Source organism: Marinoscillum sp. (genome assembly GCF_040222955.1).
Taxonomy (GTDB): domain Bacteria; phylum Bacteroidota; class Bacteroidia; order Cytophagales; family Cyclobacteriaceae; genus Marinoscillum.
The window spans coordinates 214,454-234,588 of the sequence record NZ_JAVKCA010000007.1 but is presented as its reverse complement, the minus strand read 5'-3'; the positions used below and the strand labels follow the sequence as shown (position 1 = coordinate 234,588).

The 20,135-nt window shown below is 44.1% G+C and carries 15 protein-coding genes; 14 read left to right on the top strand and 1 reads right to left on the bottom strand.

The window, feature by feature from the left end:
• Positions 1 to 26 precede the first annotated feature (26 nt).
• The 14 genes from RIH33_RS03095 (at position 27) to RIH33_RS03030 (ending at position 16,565) form a co-directional block, all read left to right on the top strand.
• On the top strand, positions 27 to 1,295 hold the full coding sequence (locus RIH33_RS03095) for a quinol:cytochrome C oxidoreductase (RefSeq protein WP_406653599.1): 1,269 nt from the start codon (positions 27 to 29) through the stop codon (positions 1,293 to 1,295).
• Between the two features lie 29 nt (positions 1,296 to 1,324).
• On the top strand, positions 1,325 to 2,410 hold the full coding sequence (locus tag RIH33_RS03090; protein WP_406653598.1) for a cytochrome c oxidase subunit II: 1,086 nt from the start codon (positions 1,325 to 1,327) through the stop codon (positions 2,408 to 2,410).
• A gap of 11 nt (positions 2,411 to 2,421) precedes the next feature.
• Positions 2,422 to 4,278: a cbb3-type cytochrome c oxidase subunit I gene (locus RIH33_RS03085; protein WP_406653597.1), complete on the top strand. Its 1,857-nt coding sequence runs from the start codon at positions 2,422 to 2,424 to the stop codon at positions 4,276 to 4,278.
• Complete coding sequence (locus RIH33_RS03080) at positions 4,265 to 5,278, top strand: COX15/CtaA family protein (RefSeq protein ID WP_406653596.1); 1,014 nt, start codon at positions 4,265 to 4,267, stop codon at positions 5,276 to 5,278. The genes RIH33_RS03085 and RIH33_RS03080 overlap by 14 nt, the downstream gene beginning before the upstream one ends.
• Positions 5,278 to 6,165 carry a heme o synthase gene (cyoE, locus tag RIH33_RS03075; RefSeq protein ID WP_406653595.1) on the top strand — a complete coding sequence of 296 codons (888 nt, stop codon included), beginning with the start codon at positions 5,278 to 5,280 and terminating at the stop codon, positions 6,163 to 6,165. Before RIH33_RS03080 ends, cyoE begins: the two co-directional genes overlap by 1 nt.
• A 1-nt stretch (position 6,166) precedes the next feature.
• Positions 6,167 to 6,748, top strand: coding sequence for a heme-copper oxidase subunit III (locus RIH33_RS03070; protein ID WP_406653594.1), 582 nt, complete (start codon positions 6,167 to 6,169; stop codon positions 6,746 to 6,748).
• 9 nt (positions 6,749 to 6,757) lie between these two features.
• A complete protein-coding gene (locus RIH33_RS03065; RefSeq protein ID WP_406653593.1) occupies positions 6,758 to 7,504 on the top strand; it encodes a cytochrome c oxidase subunit 3 in 747 nt (248 codons plus the stop codon).
• Between the two features lie 19 nt (positions 7,505 to 7,523).
• Positions 7,524 to 7,847, top strand: coding sequence for a cytochrome C oxidase subunit IV family protein (locus RIH33_RS03060; RefSeq protein ID WP_406653592.1), 324 nt, complete (start codon positions 7,524 to 7,526; stop codon positions 7,845 to 7,847).
• A 62-nt stretch (positions 7,848 to 7,909) separates the two neighbouring features.
• On the top strand, positions 7,910 to 8,335 hold the full coding sequence (locus RIH33_RS03055) for a hypothetical protein (RefSeq protein WP_406653590.1): 426 nt from the start codon (positions 7,910 to 7,912) through the stop codon (positions 8,333 to 8,335).
• Entirely contained in the window at positions 8,310 to 8,894 is a 585-nt protein-coding gene (locus RIH33_RS03050) for a DUF420 domain-containing protein (protein WP_406653589.1), read from the top strand. The genes RIH33_RS03055 and RIH33_RS03050 overlap by 26 nt, the downstream gene beginning before the upstream one ends.
• Before the next feature lie 31 nt (positions 8,895 to 8,925).
• Positions 8,926 to 9,183: a hypothetical protein gene (locus RIH33_RS03045; RefSeq protein WP_406653587.1), complete on the top strand. Its 258-nt coding sequence runs from the start codon at positions 8,926 to 8,928 to the stop codon at positions 9,181 to 9,183.
• Positions 9,137 to 9,532 carry a DUF983 domain-containing protein gene (locus RIH33_RS03040; protein ID WP_406653586.1) on the top strand — a complete coding sequence of 132 codons (396 nt, stop codon included), beginning with the start codon at positions 9,137 to 9,139 and terminating at the stop codon, positions 9,530 to 9,532. Before RIH33_RS03045 ends, RIH33_RS03040 begins: the two co-directional genes overlap by 47 nt.
• Positions 9,533 to 9,622: 90 nt before the next feature.
• The gene (locus RIH33_RS03035) at positions 9,623 to 13,165 is read left to right on the top strand and encodes an ATP-binding protein (protein ID WP_406653585.1); all 3,543 of its coding nucleotides are present in this window, start codon (positions 9,623 to 9,625) and stop codon (positions 13,163 to 13,165) included.
• A gap of 67 nt (positions 13,166 to 13,232) precedes the next feature.
• Positions 13,233 to 16,565 carry a hypothetical protein gene (locus RIH33_RS03030; protein WP_406653584.1) on the top strand — a complete coding sequence of 1,111 codons (3,333 nt, stop codon included), beginning with the start codon at positions 13,233 to 13,235 and terminating at the stop codon, positions 16,563 to 16,565.
• Positions 16,566 to 16,569: 4 nt separating this feature from the next.
• Here the strand turns inward: RIH33_RS03030 and RIH33_RS03025 are convergent, their stop codons facing one another.
• A complete protein-coding gene (locus RIH33_RS03025; RefSeq protein WP_406653582.1) occupies positions 16,570 to 20,112 on the bottom strand; it encodes an FtsX-like permease family protein in 3,543 nt (1,180 codons plus the stop codon).
• Positions 20,113 to 20,135 lie beyond the last annotated feature (23 nt).

Sequence of the window (20,135 nt, the reverse complement as noted above, 5' to 3'; positions counted from 1 at the left end):
AAAACTGATTTTTATCCATTTTAGATATGGCTGAGGAAACATTTGAATTTACAGCAAAGACCAAGAAGAATCTATTCATATTTATAGCAGTAGGAGCTGTTCTGGCTCTCCTGGGTATTTTCTCTATATCTATGGGTGGAGGGCACCATGAGTTGGAAGGAGAGGCTGGTCATGCATTCCATTGGACTCAGAGGCTCTACGCGAACCTTTGGATCAATAACGTATATTTTGCAGGAATAGCACTCATTGGGGTGTTGTTCTTTGCCATTCAATATGCTGCTCAGGCCGGTTGGTCTGCTGGTATTAAGAGAATTCCTCTTTCATTTGGAGCGTGGATTCCATTTGCCGGCCTTCTGATGTTGGCAACTTATTTGGTGGCTGGTCACGATTTGTTTCACTGGACTCATCATGATTTGTATGATCCTTCCTCTCCGGACTACGATTCGATTATCGCGGGTAAGGGACCTTACTTTTTCTGGCCACTTCACGGTGGATCTACTCCTGTGTTTTTTCTCGCCAGAATGGTTATTTTCTTTGGCGTATGGTACGTGCTTTTTGCTAAGTTGAAAAACCTGGCTTATCAGGAAGACTTAGAAGGTGGTACAGAGAAATGGTATCAGATGAGGAAATTGTCTGCCATATTCATTATTTTCTTTGCGGTGTCCTCTTCTATGGCTGCATGGGACTGGGTTTTGTCTATAGATACACACTGGTTCAGTACCATGTTTGGATGGTACAACTTTGCGAGTTGGTGGGTTTCAGGATTGGCTTTAACCGCTTTCATTGTGGTCTTGTTAAAGGACAAGGGGTACTTGAGCATAGTGAATGCTAACCACATTCACGATCTTGGAAAGTTTATCTTTGCTTTCAGCATTTTCTGGACGTACATCTGGTTTTCGCAGTTCCTGCTGATTTACTATGCAAACATTCCTGAGGAGACCATTTATTATGTGGAGAGATGGAAGAATGGACAGTATGCGCCGTTGTTTTACCTTAACCTGATCGTAAACTTTTTCTTTCCTTTCCTTGTATTGATGACAAGGAATGCCAAGAGACATGCGAGGTTCATTAAGGTAGTGGCCCCTGTCATTATCATTGGACATTGGCTCGATTTTTACTTAATGATTACTCCCGGAACGCTTAAGGGTAACGGGGGCTTTGGATTTCTTGAGCTTGGTCTAATGTTCGTGTATTCAGGTGCGTTTATTTATGTGGTTTTGAATCAGATGGCTAAAGCGCCACTGTATGCCAAAAATCACCCAATGTTAGAGGAGAGTTTACATCATCATATTTAAAAAATCAGAGATAAGATAAGTAATTCGATATGTTGAATTTGATCATAGTATTAGCGGTTATCTTGGTTGTGGGCATCCTGATCTCTATTTTCAGGGTATTTACCTTGGTTGGGATAGTGAAGGGGGACTCAAAGAAAGAGGTACCTGCCAGTAACAAGCTTCAGGCAAGTTTACTTGTGGTATTTCTGGTTTTGGGAATAGTAGGTTTCTTTTACTATTCTTTCGGCGGTCTGGATGAGAGTTTTGTTCTGCCATTGGCCTCTGAGCATGGAGTGGTAACAGATCGTTTGTTTTGGATTACCATGGCCATTACTGGTTTCGTCTTTATCGTCACGCAAATCTTTTTATTTGGGTTTTCTTACAAGTATCAGCACAAAGAAGGTAATCAAGCACATTTCTACCCTCATAACAGTAAACTCGAGTATATCTGGACAGCAGTTCCCGCGGTTGTTTTGGCTATTCTGATTATTTCAGGATGGAAAGCCTGGGTGGATATCACTGGACCAGCTCCGGAAGGTGCGGAGGTAATCGAAGTGATGGGATATCAGTATTCCTGGGCGATCAGATATGGTGGCGCTGACAAGAAATTGGGAGATTATGATTATAAGAAAATAGATGTTGTCAATCAGGTGGGAATTGATTTCAGTGACAGAGCCTCTTTCGATGATTTCATCCCGACCAAAATGTATCTTCCTAAAGGAAAGCCTGTGCTGCTTCAGATCCGGGCAAGAGATGTGATACACAGTGTTTATCAGCCCCACTTCAGGTTGCAAATGAATGCCGTGCCGGGTATGCCTACCAGGTTTTGGTTTGTGCCCACCAAGACTACTGAGGAAATGCGTACAGAGACTGGAGACCCTGAGTTTAACTATGAATTGGTATGTAATAAGATATGTGGGAAGGGCCATTTTGCTATGAAATATTTAATCGAGGTACTGGAGCCTGAGGAATATGAAAAATGGTATGCTAGTCAGGATGCCTGGTTGAAACAGAATGCCGACTACCTTTCTCAGGTACCTGATGAGTTGCAGGAAATGGCCAGAATAGCATCGGGTATTGAAGACAATGCCGGAATACAAAAAGTTGGAAATTCAGTTGTTAGCAGTACATATTAAAAAGAATTAACATGTCAGTAGCAGACATTCAAGTAGAAGAACATTTGGCACATGACGATCACGAGCATCATGAGCAGAGTTTTATTAGCAAATACATCTTTAGCACTGATCATAAGACGATTGCCAAACAATTCCTGATTACAGGGATTTTCTGGGCCATTATTGGGGGTGCGCTTTCCATTATTTTCAGATTGCAGTTGGGTTTCCCTGAAATGCAGTTGGATTGGTTGAGACCAATTCTTGGAAAATGGATTACTGAGGGTGGAAAATTGGATTCAGAGTTTTATCTGGCACTTGTTACCATGCACGGGACCATTATGGTGTTTTTCGTGTTAACTGCGGGCTTGAGTGGGACATTCAGTAATTTCCTGATTCCACTTCAAATTGGCGCCAGAGATATGGCTTCAGGTTTCATGAATATGTTGTCCTATTGGTTTTTCTTCCTCTCAGGGCTCGTAATGTTTATTTCATTGTTTCTTGAGACTGGACCTGCTGCCGGGGGATGGACGGTTTATCCGCCATTGAGTGCCTTGCCACAGGCCATTCAGGGTTCAGGGGCAGGTATGACTATGTGGTTGATTTCAATGGTGTTTTTTATTGTGTCAACTTTACTTGGTGGAATTAACTACATCACGACTGTCATCAATATGAGGACAGAAGGCATGGCTTTCTCTCGTTTGCCATTGACCATCTGGGCATTCTTCATAACTGCTGTAATCGGTCTGTTATCCTTTCCTGTACTTGTAGCTGCGGCTTTGCTATTGGTTTTTGATCGCTCTTTTGGGACAAGCTTTTACCTGTCGGAGATATATATCAACGGTGAGGCACTTCCTAATGTAGGAGGTAGCCCTATTCTTTATCAGCATTTGTTCTGGTTTTTGGGACACCCTGAGGTTTATATTGTAATCCTTCCTGCACTTGGAATCACTTCAGAGATTATCTCTACCAACTCACGGAAACCTATTTTCGGATATAGGGCCATGATTGGTTCTATCCTGGCTATTGCGTTCTTATCCTTTATTGTGTGGGCGCATCATATGTTTGTAACAGGCCTGAACCCTTTCCTCGGATCTATCTTTATGTTCCTTACATTGATCATCGCGGTGCCATCCGCTGTGAAAGCATTTAACTACATCACCACACTTTGGAAGGGAAACATAGTTTTCACCCCGGCAATGCTTTTTTCTATAGGTCTGGTGTCTTTCTTTATATCAGGTGGACTTACAGGGCTATTTCTTGGAAACTCTGCAGTAGATATTTCATTACATGACACTTATTTTGTGGTGGCTCACTTTCACCTGGTGATGGGAAGTGCATCGTTCTTTGGTTTGTTAGCTGGTGTTTATCACTGGTTCCCAAAGATGTTTGGTAGAATGATGGACAACAGGCTAGGATTTATCCACTTCTGGATGACGTTTGTGGGAGTATACCTGGTATTCTTTCCACTGCACTACATCGGTATAGCCGGTTTCCCAAGGAGATACTACTCATTTACCAGCTTTGATGCTTTCAGTTCGTTTACCGATCTCAACTCATTTGTGAGTGTGGCGGCTATCGTAACGTTTGGTGCACAGTTTATCTTCCTGTTCAACTTCTTTTATAGTATGTACAGAGGTAGGAGAGCGCCTCAGAACCCATGGAAGTCCAACACTTTGGAGTGGACTACTCCTGTAGAACCTGGACATGGAAACTGGCCTGGAGCTATCCCCAAGGTATACAGATGGCCGTATGATTATAGTAAGCCAGGTGCACCTGACGATTTCATTCCTCAACACATTCCTTTTAGCCAGACACCTGAATCGAATCTTGCGCACGAAGCTGAGGTAGCGAAAACTGAGGGCAGTGCTCAGGTCAATGAGACGAAATAACAAGTCATTAAACGTTAATTTATATACGATCATTGCCGTCTACTTTTTAATACTAGTAGGCGGCATTGTTCGTAGTATGGGGGCTGGTATGGGGTGCCCGGATTGGCCTAAATGCTTTGGATCTTATGTTCCTCCAGCTAGTGTTACCGAGCTTCCAGCTAATTATGAAGATATATTTGTGTCTTCCAGGGTGGAGAAGAATGAGCGATTGGCTGCCACGCTTAGGTGGCTTGGTTGGGAGGATTTGGCTGAGAGCGTAACAAATGATCCGTCGATAGGGAAAGCCACTTACTTTGACACTCAAAAAGCCTGGGTGGAATATATCAATCGTTTAGTGGGTGTGATCATAGGGTTTCTGATTATCATCAATATGATATTTGCTTTCAGGTACAGAAGGACTGATAAGTGGGTGACCATCCTTGGTATCATGTCCTTTATATTGGTCGTCTTTCAGGGGTGGATTGGCTCTTTAGTCGTTTCCACTAATCTGTTGCCCGGGTTCATTTCCTTTCACATGATGTTGGCTTTGTTGCTGGTAGCCCTGCTTCTCACACAGCGATATCTCATGTCTTCACGGGATGAGCAAAAAGTGTCGGGCGGAGGTTGGTTACTTGTGCTGCTGGTGTTATTTACCATTCAGATTGTATTGGGTGTGCAGGTTCGTGAGGAGATAGATGTGATCAAAAATACTTCTGACATCCAGCGTTCAGGATGGCTTGATCAGTTAGGCATTCTTTTTTATGTGCATCGTTCGTATTCACTCTTACTAACAGCCATTGTGGGCTATGTGGTGTACCTAAATTGGAAAAGGGGGAGTGTTTGTACGTTTATGAGTGCGCTTCTGGTTATTATTTTGGTCGAGATTGGTTTGGGTGTAATTATGGCATATTTTAGTTTCCCTGCTTTTGCTCAGCCCCTTCATTTGCTTCTTGGAACTATGGCCTTCGGAGTTATATTTTACCTATTTTTGTACGCAAATTCAAATGCCCAAAAGAGTTAATGCAATCCATTGAATTACATAGCACTCCCTTCACGGAAAAAGTAAAAGCATTTTATGAACTGCTTAAGTTTAGGTTGTCATTTCTGGTAGCCTTCTCCTGTGGTTTTGGCTATTTATTGGGTAATCAGGGGCGCATAGACTGGGTGCATTTTAGTTGGCTGGTTTTTGGAGGTTTTTTGATTTCCGGTACTTCTATTGTCATTAATCAGATTATCGAAAAGGATTTGGATAAGTTGATGAAAAGGACAGAGAACAGGCCTTTGCCGACAGGAAGACTTTCATCAAATGAAGCCATTCAATATGCGCTTTTGATTGGAGCTTTGGGATTTGGGATTCTTATTTGGCAAACCAATCTCCTGACCGTTTTGCTTTCCTTTTTATCAATGGTGCTGTATTCGTTTGTCTACACCCCATTAAAGCGAGTGGGTCCAATAGCTGTGTTTGTCGGTGCCATTCCTGGTGCTTTGCCTCCATTGCTTGGCTGGGTGGCCGCCACGGGGAGCATATCTCACGAGGCCCTGATTATTTTCGGAATTCAGTTTATCTGGCAGTTTCCACACTTTTGGGCGATTGCATGGGTGGCTGATGAGGACTATAAGCGAGCCGGTTTTAAATTACTTCCGGGCGGTGGAAAACAAGACCTGAATACAGCAATTAATATAATGATCTACACACTGTTTCTCCTTCCCTTGGGCTTGTTGCCTACATATTTTGGGTTGGTGGGAATCACCAGTGGAGTGGTGGCCACGGTTTGTGGTGCACTTTTTTTGAGCCAGACCTTTTCACTGATGAAGGATTACTCACGGAAGTCGGCATTGAAGATCATGTTTGGATCATTTATTTATTTACCGATCGTTCAGATAGCGTATTTATTAGATAAAGTGTGAAATGGATAGAGCAGCAGATATACCTGTAGGAAATGTGAGAGTGCGGTCAATGCACCCTAAGAAGTTTGCCATGTGGCTTTTCATCATTACGGTGACGATGATTTTTGTGTCGCTTTCAAGTGCTTATATAGTAAAGCGGGCCGAAGGAAACTGGCCGCTTATTGAATTTCCCTCACTGTTCAAAGTGACGACTGTCCTGATTGTGTTAAGTAGTGTGACCATGCAGCTGTCATATGTTTTTGCAAAAAAGAATAATTTATTTTGGTTGAGAATGAACCTGACATTGACCGGACTATTGGCTGCGGGCTTTGTAATTGGACAGTACCTCTCTTGGAGTCAGTTAGTTAGCCAGGATGTCTATTTTGTAGGTAACCCTGCAGGTTCTTTTATTTATGTTTTTACAGGATTGCATGCTTTGCATTTAATCGGCGGAGTTGTTTTCTTAGCAATCGTTTTGGTGAACGCATTCAGATACAAAGTACATTCAAAGAGCCTGGCACAGATCGAAATGTGCCTCACTTACTGGCATTATCTGGGTGGACTTTGGTTGTATTTATACTTATTTTTGATTTTAAACAATTAGACACGCGCTATGGCAAACACAGCAGTTATAGTAGATGAAAGCACCAGCAACCCTTGGGGTGGTGGAGTGGCTCCAATGAAAGCGAGCTATGGAAAGCTCATGATGTGGTTTTTCTTGCTTTCTGATGCTTTCACGTTCTCGGCTCTCCTGATTACATACGGGATGATCAGATACAGTCACCCGGCATATGAGGGAGCTGTTGCTGATTTTGCATTCTCTCAGGAATACTGGCCTATCCCGGAGAAAGTATTTGATGCCGTGCCTTTTCTACATGGTTTGACAGCCCCGTTGGTTTTCGTAGGGATCATGACTTTCGTATTGATCCTGAGTAGTGTAACCATGGTATTGGCTGTGGAAGCCGGACACCGAATGGATAAGAAGGGTGTAGAGAAGTGGATGTTGTGGACCATTGTCGGTGGTTTTGCATTTCTTGGATGTCAGGCATGGGAGTGGTCGCACTTTATCCATGGCACAGACCTGAGCAAAAATGTGGGATCTAATATCATCCAGGGAGCTAGTCTGACTATGAATCAATATGGCCCATCCAATTTTGCGGCGTTATTTTTCTTCATTACAGGATTTCACGGTTTTCACGTTTTTAGTGGAGTAATGTTCAATTTCATCATATTCTACCAGGCAGTGATAGGTGTTTTTGAGAGAAGAGGACATTATGAAATGGTGGAGAAAGTAGGTCTCTACTGGCACTTTGTTGATTTGGTTTGGGTATTTGTTTTTACCTTCTTTTACCTCATCTGATTTTTAAATAGACACAAACATGGAATTAGAAACTACAGAAGTTCAGGTAATCCCTGCAGATAAGTCCAAGATAAACAAGATATTAAGAGTGGCCTTGATTTTAGGCGTGGTTACGGCCATAGAATTCGTAATCGCCTTCACAGTGTCAGCGGGAGCATTCAGGACATCAGTGTTTATCATACTGACCATTGTTAAGGCGTTCTACATTGTGGCTGAGTTCATGCACCTTGGGCATGAAAAGAAGTCGCTGAAGATGTCCATTTTACTTCCCATTATATTTATCGTATTCCTGATTTTTATTTTGATGTATCAGGGAGCGGCCATTTTGGAAGTACTCCAATAAATTAATAGAAGGAATGAATATTTAAATCATGTCTAATTTTGTTGGACATGATTTTTTTTTGAATGATTATGAACAAAAACAGGCCCATAGTTATTGTCTTTTTTGTGATTGTTTTTGGATTACCTGTTGCCTGGTATTTCTTCTTACAAGCATTTGGTGAGAACCGTTTTGAATTACCTGTGCTGGGTGAGTGGAAGACCTCCTGTATCAACGACAGCAGTTTCGTGGTTTTGGATGCTGATGAAGCCCTGAATTTTGTGAATGAGCGCAAACGAATTGTGTCAAAAATGGAAGGGCTCAAGAAGATTGGCTACCTGGAGTACCCGTTGGATTCCTGCCATTTGCCTGCAGCCATTTATTTAGTTGATCATAGGGGAATGATCCGAGGGGAATTCGATTTGAATCGTGAGGAAGTGGATAGACTGCTGGCTGAAATTGATATTTATTTATTAAACCTTGAAAATGGAACAGATACTTCAATCGAGTAAGTCCTACTCAAAGTGGATTATGGTGATCTCTGTGGTGATCCCTGTGGTGGTAGCCGTCTTGTTATTTGCACCTGTTAATCTGTCATTTGAGAAGGGAGGTTGGATACAGCTTTTACCGACGCTGAATGCTGTGATCAACAGTGCTACAGCCGTTCTGTTGCTCGCGGCTTTGGCTGCCATAAAAGCCCGGCGCACCACCCTGCATCGTAACCTGATGATGACAGCCCTGGGGCTCGGGACACTTTTTTTACTGTCCTATGTCTTATATCATGCCTCTACAGTGTCCACGGTTTATGGAGACATCAATCACGATGGTGTATTAAGTGATGCGGAACGCGCTGAAATAGGGGGGTATCGAACAGTTTATTTGCTTACTCTACTTTCGCACATCGCATTATCGATAGTGGTGGTTCCATTTGTATTATTCGCTTTTTATTATGCGCTTACCGGTCAGTTTGTTAAACATACAAAGATCGTAAAGTATACCTTCCCGGTGTGGTTATATGTGTCGGTAACCGGAGTTATCGTTTACCTTATGATCAGTCCTTATTACCTTTGAACCTTAATAACCTGAAGGCTGTTTTTTCGGCATGAAACGACTCAAATATCTACTATCTGTTATTGTTCTGTTCTCGACACCTGTGCTGGCTCATGCGCAATGCGCCATGTGTAGGACCCAGGTGGTGAATAATGTGAGTCATGGTGACACAGCCCTGGCTGCTGGGCTAAATTTCGGTATTCTCTATCTATTCTGCGCTCCATATCTGATCATAGGACTGGTGGCGTTCATCTGGTATCGCAATGCAAAAGTCAATGACAAAAAAAGGGCCATTACAGGCCATAGTTGAAGGGAAGTGTCCCAGGTGTCGGGAGGGGAATATGTTTCTGTACCCTGTATTGAACTTGAGGAAGTTTGGCGCCATGCATGAGAACTGTCCACATTGTAGTCATCGCTTTGAGCAGGAACCCGGGTTTTACTATGGCGCCATGTACGTGAGTTATGCACTCTCCGTCGGTATTTTTTTGACGTCCGTATTTGTCCTATATGTTTTTGCAGGAGATCCGTCACTTGAAACTTACATTATTAGCATATCGGTTGTGGCACTCCTTTTGTACCCCTTCACCTTTAGGTATTCCAGGGTCATATTTACCTATGTTTTCGGTGGAGTGACTTACGACCCGGAAAAGTTCAAATAGTGTATCTTGGGAGTGATTGTCTAAGATATGCGGCTAAAAATCAGCTTTTTTTTCTTCTCAATAGTTGTTTTGGGTGTCCTTTTCTATTGGATGACAAGCAACCGCTCTCCTCGCGCAATAGAGGAGATCGTAACCGCTAATTTGCAAACGGTTCTTCGGGCCCAGCAGCAAGACATTGATCAATTTGAGAATGAGCTGGCTGTGTATACTAATCCTTTTTCCATTAAAGGAGATGCCACTTTTAGTAAGCGGGTATTTGTGAATGGTGGATTGGTATACTGGACTGACAATCAGTTTTATCCTGAATACGGCACTTTAAAGAAGTCAGATACCCTTTATACCATCAAGGATGATTTTGGTGGGAGGATTGTCAAGAGAAGACAGGTAGTAACAGACCGGGATCTGATTGAAATTTTTTCGATCGTTACCCTATATGAAAGCCCACCTGTCAAAAACCAATACCTGTCAGACCACCTCAATAGTGAAGTTTTTGAGGCTTATGAGTTGAGAGTTACTGAGAGTGGCCTTCATTCTTTTGCTTTCAATGACACTCCCTTGTTTAAGGCCGATATTCCTGTGCAGGGACGGCCCAATGGTGAGTGGATTGGATTGATCATTTTGCTACTCATCGGTATGCTTTGTGTTTGGTTTTTTATGGAAGTTTCGGTGAGGTATCACTATTCCAAACTTCAAAAATCTGCGCTTTTAGTGTTGACTATTGTGGGATGGAGGCTGATTCTTTACTGGTATACACAGACGGGTGTTAGTGACTGGGACCTCTTCAATCCGGTATTTTTTGCAGCTGATCTGCTCAATCCTACGCTTGGAGACTTACTGGCCAATGGGCTTGTACTTTTTACCATCTCTGCCATAGTATATAGCTCTGTAGTTGGTGACCTGCCGGATTGGGTGAGTAAGTTGTCCAGACAAAGAGCCATTGGGACAGGAGTACTAGTTTCTATTGTCATCGTTGTGGCTGGATGGTTGGTTTATGGCTCCACTTGGCTACTGTTAGAACATTCGCAGGTGGAATTGGATATTAGTAGCTCTATCGTTTTTAATGAGCTAAGAATCAGTGCCTATGCATTTTTGATATTAATAGGCCTATCGGTGATGCTTATTTTCAGTATGTGTCAGTTGATACTGTTCATCCTCCCAGTTGATAAAAAGCTCAAGTATATGCTCATGGTGAGCGCGCTCCCTCTGACCATTTTTCTACCCGGTCCGGCTATTGGGTACGCGAGTGCTTTTGTGCTGCTTTCCTGTTTGGTTGACTTCTGGAAGTTCAGTAAAGCCATCAATAGGCTCCGTTATCAGACTTTCATATTTCTGGTCATGATTTTCGCAACCATTTCCATTGTCAGTGCCCTGGCAGTTTACAAACATTACGAAAAGGACGATTTGGTAGCCAAAGAGAAGTTTGCCAACAGGCTTTTGATCAGAAATGACATCATTGGTGAGTATTATCTGAGTGAAATAATCCAGGAAATTTCTCAGGACCGATATGTCCGAACACGCCTTATGAGTAAGATTTTGGCCCGGCAGAATATCAGGGAGAAGATCAAAAGGCAGTTTCTGGCATCCTATTTTAAGAAGTATGACATAGATGTTTATCTGTTCGATGCAGCTGGAGAATCTCTGCAACCCGATGTTTCAACGAAATCATATGAGTCCTGGCAGCGGGAGTATGCCATTCCTGAGTATCATACCGACTATGACGGCATTTATTTCATGGAGGACAGGGAAGAGAACGTTCGCAACAAATACCTGTGTTTTCTGGAAATTTCGGCATATGGGCGCCAGGTAGGTTACATTTTACTGGAGCTTACACTTAAGAAGTATATTCCATCCAGTGTGTTTCCGGAGTTACTTTTGGAAAGTAAATATTACCTGGGGAGTAAAGTGGAGTTTGACTATGCAGTTTACAAGAATGGTGAGATGCTGTACAAGCAAGGACGATATAGCTTTGAAAATAAGCTTTCAGGTGCGGAGTTTCAGGATGAGGAGCTTTATGACGCAGGGCTTGAGAAAGGAGGGTACCATTACTTTGGACTAAAGACCGTAGACAATCGCACGGTGATTATCGTGTCTCCCACCTACGGGACTCAGGCGATCCTCGCCAATTCAAGCTTTATGTTTTTGCTACTGGTTTTCTTCACCGGTTTTCTTTTTCTTGGGGCCCGCATTTTCATATCAGGAGGCCAGCTCAATCTTTCTACCAAAATTCAGATCTACCTGGGTTTGTCCTTTTTATTGCCTATGCTGGTGGTGAGTGTAGCCTTGATTAACACATTGAACTCTTCTTACCGGGAAGAGATAGACCGAAACTTCCAGAAGCGGAGCTATAATATTGCTGAGAACATCCTTGATCAGTCTGAGATGTTTTTCTCGAACCAGATCAATATCGATGAATATGCCAACGAGATAGTGGAAGCCGCTACTCTGGCACAGTCTGATCTCAATATCTATGACCTCAATGGGCGGTTGGTCACTACCAGTCAACCTGAGATTTTCAGGTTGGGGTTGCTTTCCAGATTGCTGGATACGAAAGCATATTACCAGATTAAAAATAAACGGGAACAGAATATTATATTGGATGAGACCATCGGAAAGTTGGACTTCAAGACGTCCTATACGGCCCTGAGGTCTTACAAAGATGGCCGCCTCATGGCTTTCTTATCCATGCCATATTTTGATTCTAAAAATCACCTTCGCCAGCAGCAGGTAGAAGTGTTTAATAGCCTTGTGGTTATTTTCTCAATTATATTTCTCATCTCACTCCTTGGAGGTAACGTCATTGTCGGTCAGTTGGTAAGACCACTGAAGAAGATAGGAGAGAGAATCAGAAAAATCAGCCTTGAAGAGACCAATCAACCCATCCACTATGAAGCACAGGATGAGATTGGAAGTTTGGTCAAAGAATACAACATCATGCTGGTAAAACTGGAGGAGAGTAAAGAGGCTCTGGCAGCCATACAGAAGGAGTCGGCATGGAACGAAATAGCCCGGCAGGTGGCGCATGAGATCAAGAACCCTCTGACCCCTATGCGCCTGAAGATCCAACAAATGATGCGATCATTCGAAAGCGAAAGCAAAGAATATAAGACTTGTGAAGCGCTTATCAGTCAGGTGGATTCGCTCAGTAGCATTGCAGACTCTTTTTCGGAGTTTGCCAAAATGCCGGCACCCAATAATGAGCCAGTGGAGGTGATAGGTCTTTTGAATAAGACTATAGACCTCTATCAAAGCAATGAGGTAGCGTTGAAGAAGGCGTATGAGGTAAAGTCGGTTATGGTTTACCTGGATCCGAAAATTTTCAGCCGAATCATTACCAATATTTTACTCAATGCCATACAGTCAAAGGAGACCACCGAAATGCATAAAATAAAGGTGGGGGTACGGGTAAGTGGAGATAAAATGATTCTTTCTGTGGCGGATTCAGGAATGGGAATTTCCGACGAGCAAAAAGAAAAAGTATTTACTCCTTATTTTAGTACAAAATCTAAAGGAAGTGGGATAGGTTTAGCTGTAGCTAAAAAAGGAATTGAAAACGCAGGCGGTAACATATGGTTTGAATCGGAGCAGGGGAAAGGCACTACCTTCTATATCTCGTTACCTGTCTATTCGGTTTAGCCTCATTTTCTCGTTGGGGCTGATCACTCTGTCAGTTCAGTCCCAGTCTTATAAGTGCCGTACATATTTGGCTGAGGGAGCTGTTTTACTGGATACGTTGCCAGTGGAAGCGGCCAGCATTTCCATCAATCCTGATGTAGGATTTCGCCTGGAATCTGATCACCGCACCATCACCCTTTTGCAGACAATCTCTCAGGACTCTGTAGAGATTTGTTTTCGTTCGGTTTCTGAGGTCATCCATCAGCCGGTTTTCAACCGAGATGTGAATAAATACACTGCAGGAGCTCTGAGAGAAAGAGGTACTGCCATTTCCCCGATCAGAGAAGAGGAGATTTTTTCTTTCGGTACAGTCAGCACCTTTGGGGCGATCACCCGGGGGGTCACTTTCGGTAACCGCCAGAATGTATTTGTGAACTCAGCACTCAATCTTCAAATGGAAGGCAACCTCAGCGAAGACCTGAAAGTAAGTGCTGTCATTACAGATCAAAACATTCCGTATCAGCCCGAAGGCAATACACAGCAAATCAGAGATTTTGATAATGTGTTTATCAAGTTATACAATGATCAGTTTGAGATTATCGCAGGAGACATTGTGCTTCAGAATCCAGTGAAGGAAAGTTACTTCCTGAAGTATTATAAAAATGTGCAGGGGCTGTCTATGAAGGCTCACACCTCCGTGGGCAAGGAGTGGAAATCCACCTCTCAGGTATCCGGGGCACTGGCCAAAGGTCAGTTTACCTCTGCGGTGATACAGCCACAGGAAGGTGTGCAGGGACCCTATAAACTGCGAGGAGCCAATGGAGAGCGATTCATCATCGTGATGGCCAATTCTGAGCGGGTTTATCTGGATGGGAGGTTGCTGGAGCGTGGATTTGATCGTGATTATGTGATAGATTATAACCTTGGGGAAGTCACCTTTAGTAGTGCAGTCATCATCACCCGTTTTTCCAGAATTCGTGTGGATTATGAGTTTGCTAATCAGTTTTATACCAGAACCAACCTTTCCGCAGCTCAGCAGCTCAGCAATGAGCACATTTCTGTGTACTTCAATTACTATCAGGAAAAAGACAATCCATCCAATACCCTGGCCTTCGACCTGAACGAATCCGATGTACAAAACCTGAGACTGGCGGGCGACAATGGTGGTGTCTCGAGTATTTCTGGTGTAGATTCCACCGCTTATATTGAAAATGCCATTCTTTATCAAAAGCTGGACACCGTCGATGCTGAAGGCAATAAGATCACCATTTACCAGCAAAGTACTGACCCTGAAATGGCTGTGTTCAGGATTAGTTTTTCCGAGCTAGGACCGGGCAACGGAGACTACATGCTTACGAGTACTACCTCCAATGGGCGAATCTATGAATGGGTGGGTACAGGTGCTGGTAGTTATGCCCCCATACAGGTCGTTCCCACACCCAACCAAAAGCGGATGTTTGTTTCCGGGTTGCGGGCCAAAATAGGCACTTATGAGCAGGTCTATCAGGAACTGGCAGTCTCCAACCTGGATCAGAATCTGTATTCTCCCATAGACGACTCTGATAATAGCGGCTTTGCCTGGAAGGGGGGCTTGATATCCTCTGGTCGGGAGATTTCATTTCTGCCCGGCTACCCGGTCAATGCACAGCTGACTTATGAGTTTGATCACAAGCATTTCACTTTTATTGATCGATTCAGAAGTGCTGATTACGATAGAGACTGGGGTTATGATGTGTTCACCGACACGTTAAAGACACGCCAGGATCAGATTATTTCAGCTCAGATAGGATTAAGGAAAGATGACCGCAATGGAGGCCAATATGCGTTCACCCTAAGAAATAGATCTCAGGTTGTTGCGGGTACCCAGCAAGAGTTGAACGTCGGTCACAGGATTGGCCCCATGGAAGTCAGGTCCAGTAACTTCCTAATGACCAATCAACCCTCGGGCTATCAGTCAGAATGGTTCCGGTCCAGTCAGCAAATTCAACTAATGGATTGGGTACTACGCCCCGGCTATAACTTTTCATTAGATCATAATACCACCACCGATGTGGCCACTGAAGAAGTGATTAGCACATTGATGTATTTTGATGCTCATGACTTTTTTATGGAGAGTGGGGATTCGTTGAGAACCACCTTCAGGGCAGACTACATCCGTAGGAAGGATCAACTCCCTGTAGAAGGAACGATAAGTCCCTATACCAAAGCAGAGGAATACCGGTTGACCATGAATTCAAAAAGCCTGACCAATCACCAAATTGGCACTCAGTTCAACTACAGAAGGGTGAAGGAACAGGCTGGTACCAGAGAGACCAATGAGAATGTCCTCGGTAGGGTGTCCTGGCTAGGGCACTTTGCGGACAGGCACATTACCAGCAATCTGACCTTTGCTACGGCTAACATCCGTGAGCTCAAACGGGAATTTGTTTTCCTGAATGTGGCCACCGGGGAGGGTACTCATACCTGGCGCGACGAAAATGAAGATGGAATACAGGACATCAATGAATTTTATGAAGCCATTAACCCTGATGAGAAGACCTATATTAAATTGTTCACACCTACAGATGAGTACATCAATGCCTACCAGTCTACCTACCTGCACACTGTGGATGCTAAAATGCCTGAGGGTTGGCGTGATGAAAGTGGAATTTTGCCAGTCTTGTCAAGAGTGTCATTCAATACGAATCTCAAGTATGATTTTAAAACAACCGCTCCGGGTTTGGTTTCGAGGCTGGATCCATTCTCCCTTGACCTCAATGAAGAGCAGGTGGTCTCCGCAAGAAACCTCTACCGTCATACCATTTTCTATAATAGGAATGCTCCCGGATTGGGCATGGACGTGACCCGTTCGGGGCAGAGTAGCAAATCGTTGCTCAGCGGTGGGTTTGAGATTAGAGAGAAGCACGATTGGTTGGCTGCGTATCGCATAGGGTTCGGTGCTGTGGTTACCCTAAGAGGGCGTGGGGGTTTCGGAGAAACGGATATCCGTTCGGATTTTCTGGAGAGTAGAAATTTTACCCTCGCGAGAAGGACCATTGAAAGCGAAGTGGTCTGGCAGCCACTGAATACTTTCAGGCTGATCACCGGCTATGGCAGGCGAGCCAAGCAAAGGCTGGAAGAGGGCGATGAGAATACACAGATCAATGAATACAAGTTGGAAGTGACCTGGGTAAGATCGGGACAGGGCAATTTGAACGCTTCTTTTAACTGGCTGGAAATACAATTTGAAGGAGAAAGCAACTCATACCTGGGGTATGAGTTGCTGGAGGCACTCCAGCCAGGCACTAACCAGAGGTGGAATGTCAACTGGCAGCAGTCACTGGGCAAAGGGTTGCAGCTTTCGCTTCAATATTTCGGAAGAAAGTCAGCTGAAAGTGCGGCGGTCCATACCGGATCGGTACAAGTGACCGCCTATTTTTAAAAGCCTATTCGTACCTCAGGTTATCTGCAGGATTGGCCCTGGAGATTTTCAGTACCACCAAACTCACACTTCCAAGGGCCACCAGAAGCAGGAGCCCGGATGCCAGTAAAAAGGGAGTCATTCCCAATGCCACCTGATAGGAAAACTCACCAATCCATCTTTGCATCAGAAAATAACCTAATGGCAGGCCAAGGAGGAGTGCCAGACCGAGGAGTCGGGCGAATTGGGAAAACACCATCCCCAAAATGTGATTGGGAGTAGCGCCCATAATTTTGCGTATGCTTACTTCTTTGGCTTTTTGATTCAGTAGCGCCAGTGCAAGGCCGAGCAATCCAAGACAAGCCAGGAACAGGGCCAGTCCGGCAAAAATGGAAAAAACACTTAACGTGCGTTCTTCCGCTAAATAGAGGTTGGCCAGTTGCTCATCTAAAAAACGGTAGCTAAATGGCAACTCACTTTCTATTTGCTCATAGGTTTTTTGGATAGACTCGAGCGTTTGCTGGAAGTTCCGGCCATCCATTTTCACCAGTAAGTGACTGGCATACCCGGGGTTTAGCTGGATGATCAGAGGTTGAATCGACTCATGAAGTGATTTGTAATGGAAATCCTTGATTACCCCCACAATGATTCCTTTTTGTGCTACCGGATCGCTATCCCATGCCAGATTTTTTCCGATTGGATTTTCCAGACGGAGGGCCGACATAGCACTTTCGTTAATCAGGAAACTTGTACCCGCCGAATCTGCTGCATAGGAAGGGTCAAAGTATCGCCCCATTGCCATTTTCAGGCCCAGTGATTCTGCAGTACTATAGTCCACATACAGCTCGGAGGCGTCCACCCGATTTTCGGGGGACTCTTCCAGGTAAATTGGGTTCTGATTAAACTGGCCTCCCGGTAAATTAGACAGGGTACCTGTAGTGCTCACACCGGGAATACTACCAAATTGTTCCTTGAGGGTTTCAACCTGCCGCAGGTCAATTCCACCAATTTCCACGCTCGGATGTATGCGAATGGAAATGACCGCCTCATGATCAAAGCCGAGGGAGGTGGTTTTCATAAAGTTGATCTGCTTCACGATGATCAGGCTGGAGATGATCAAAATACTGGAAATACAAAACTGAAAGACCACCAGCCCATTTCGAACTTGTCTTCCCTGAAAAGAGGAATAGAACTTGCCTTTGAGCACCTGAATGGGATGAAAGGAAGACAACATGAAGGCAGGATAGAAACCGGCCAAAAGGGCCAGGATTAAACACAAACCAACAGATTTTAACAGGAAAGAGGTATTGAAGATATCAGAAAGCTCAAATGCCTGACCAGAAAGGTAATTGAAGGTGTCCAGGCATAGCACTGCAAGACAGAGGGAAAGAACCCAAGCCATTAGACAAAACAGGAGTGACTCCAGATAAAACTGAAAGGTAAGGTTTTCTGAAAAGGCACCGAGTGTTTTTTTAATACCCACTTCCCGGGCTCTTTCCAGCGACTTGGCCGTGGTGAGGTTGATATAGTTGATACAGACGATGAGGAGTAAGAAAATCAATGTGCCCGTAAGAATATACACATACAGGATGTTGCTATTGTTTTCCAATTCCCACCTCAGGTGAGAGGTAAGGTGAATGTCTTGAATAGGCTGCAGGTCAAATCTGGGATTTCCCTCCATGAGCGCCTCCTTCCAGGACTGAGGCCAATTCAGATAGGGGAGTACCCAGTTGGGAATTTTGGACTCTAACAGCTGATGATCCACACCTGGCTTGATTTTGATGTAATTAAAATGGCCAAAATCATCCCAGGTGAACCAGGGGTTATTGGGGTTAATGCTCTTGATGGTTACGTAGGAAACCAGCCCCTGAATATGAAAATGCGATTTTTCAGGCATTCCTTCGATAACGGCTGCTATTTCCACAGGCATGTCATTTACGTTCAGCTCTCGCCCTATTGGGTCTTCATCGCCAAAGTACTTTTTGGCCATCTTGTCTGTGATGACGAGGCTCCATGGTTTCCTAAGGGCGTCTTTGTCGCCAGCAAGGACTTCTAATGAGAATACATCCAGAAAAGTGGAGTCCACAAAAAAGAAATCAGGCTCCTGAAACAGAATTTCCTGTTCCACATTTTCTACTTTCACAGTCTCATTGATTTGCCCTACACCATTCCAGGGTGAAAGACTAGTAGCCGCTTCCACCTCGGGCAGGTCTCTGGCCATCCCCTGAGCCATTGGGTGTGGGGTGCGTGTCTGAGGGTTTTCGTTCAACCAGGCAATGCGGTAGATTCGTTCGCTGTCCTTTAACTCCTTATCGTAGGAGAGTTGGTCGGCGATGAATAAGTAGATCAGGATGCTGCAGGAAAACCCTACAGTGAGGCCAAAGAGATTGATGGCTGAAAACACTTTGTTTCTCACCATTCTGCGATAGAAGATTTTCAAGAAGTTGCTAACCATGTTTGTTTTGAGGTTTGGTAAAACATGGTACGAACTAACGTCTAAGTATCGATAGAATGGTCTTTTCTGGCCGGGCAGACGTTCTTCCCGATAAGATCGAACACCTTTGGCTTCCTTAAATTCAGATGGTGTGAGGCCTGTGTATTTCTTAAAAGCCGTGTTAAAGGCGGACTTGGAGTTGTACCCCACCATGGCGGCAATGTTCTCAATTTTGGTTTGCTGCTGGTCTGGCGATTTCAGCAGCAGCTTAGCTTCCCGGACTCTGTACAGACTGATGAGCTCCTGAAAGGAAGTGTTTTTGGTCTCATTGATAACCTGAGAAAGGTGGTGGGTGTTGGTATGTAGCTGATCGGCCAGCTGACTCAGAGATATGGTGCTTTGAAGGTAAAATTTATCTTTCATCAGCAGGTCATCCAGGCGCTCCAGGATGGCAGCTTTTTGTCCGGGAGTAAGCGTTGATTTTTGGTACTTATTTCCCAAAGGAATGGGCGAAAGGAAAGTTGATTCTCTGAAAATCTGAAAATAAATGAAGTAGCAGAAGGTCAGTACGCCTAGAGAGATTTCCCATACACTGACGCTTTTAATAGTTGTGAGCCAGGTGGCAATGAGGATTACTGAAAAAATCAGGAAGTTTCTAAACCAAACGAGACGGCTTCCTGGATTTTGAAACCAATAGATACCGCGCTGGTTTCCTTCGCTCTGTGCAGTCCTGAGGGTAGCTATTAGGTAGATCACGACTATGATGATTAAGCTGACATCTTGTAAGACCCTGGTGTATTCAAAATTGATTTCCAATCCCGAAAGCAAAGAGAAGAAAGCAGGGATCATCAGTGTTAGCAGGTGCTTATTGTTGTAGCGGGTTTTTTGGGTAAAAAAAGATCTCGTGTAGAGGAAAAGGCTGATCGCAACTGAAGCAAGGGCAAGCTGATCAAGGAAAAGATAGGAAGTAGCGAGGCGGCTCACCAGAAAAATGAGCAAGAAGATGAGTAGTCTTGCGAGAAACTGACTGGCCGGAAACTTATTGAATAACAGAAGAAGGGCTGCCATCACGCCATGAACCACCGTACAGGCAAGTAACATTTGGGGCCAGGGCCAGTCCATCCATTCCTTCATTGTATAAAACTAGTGGTTTTTGA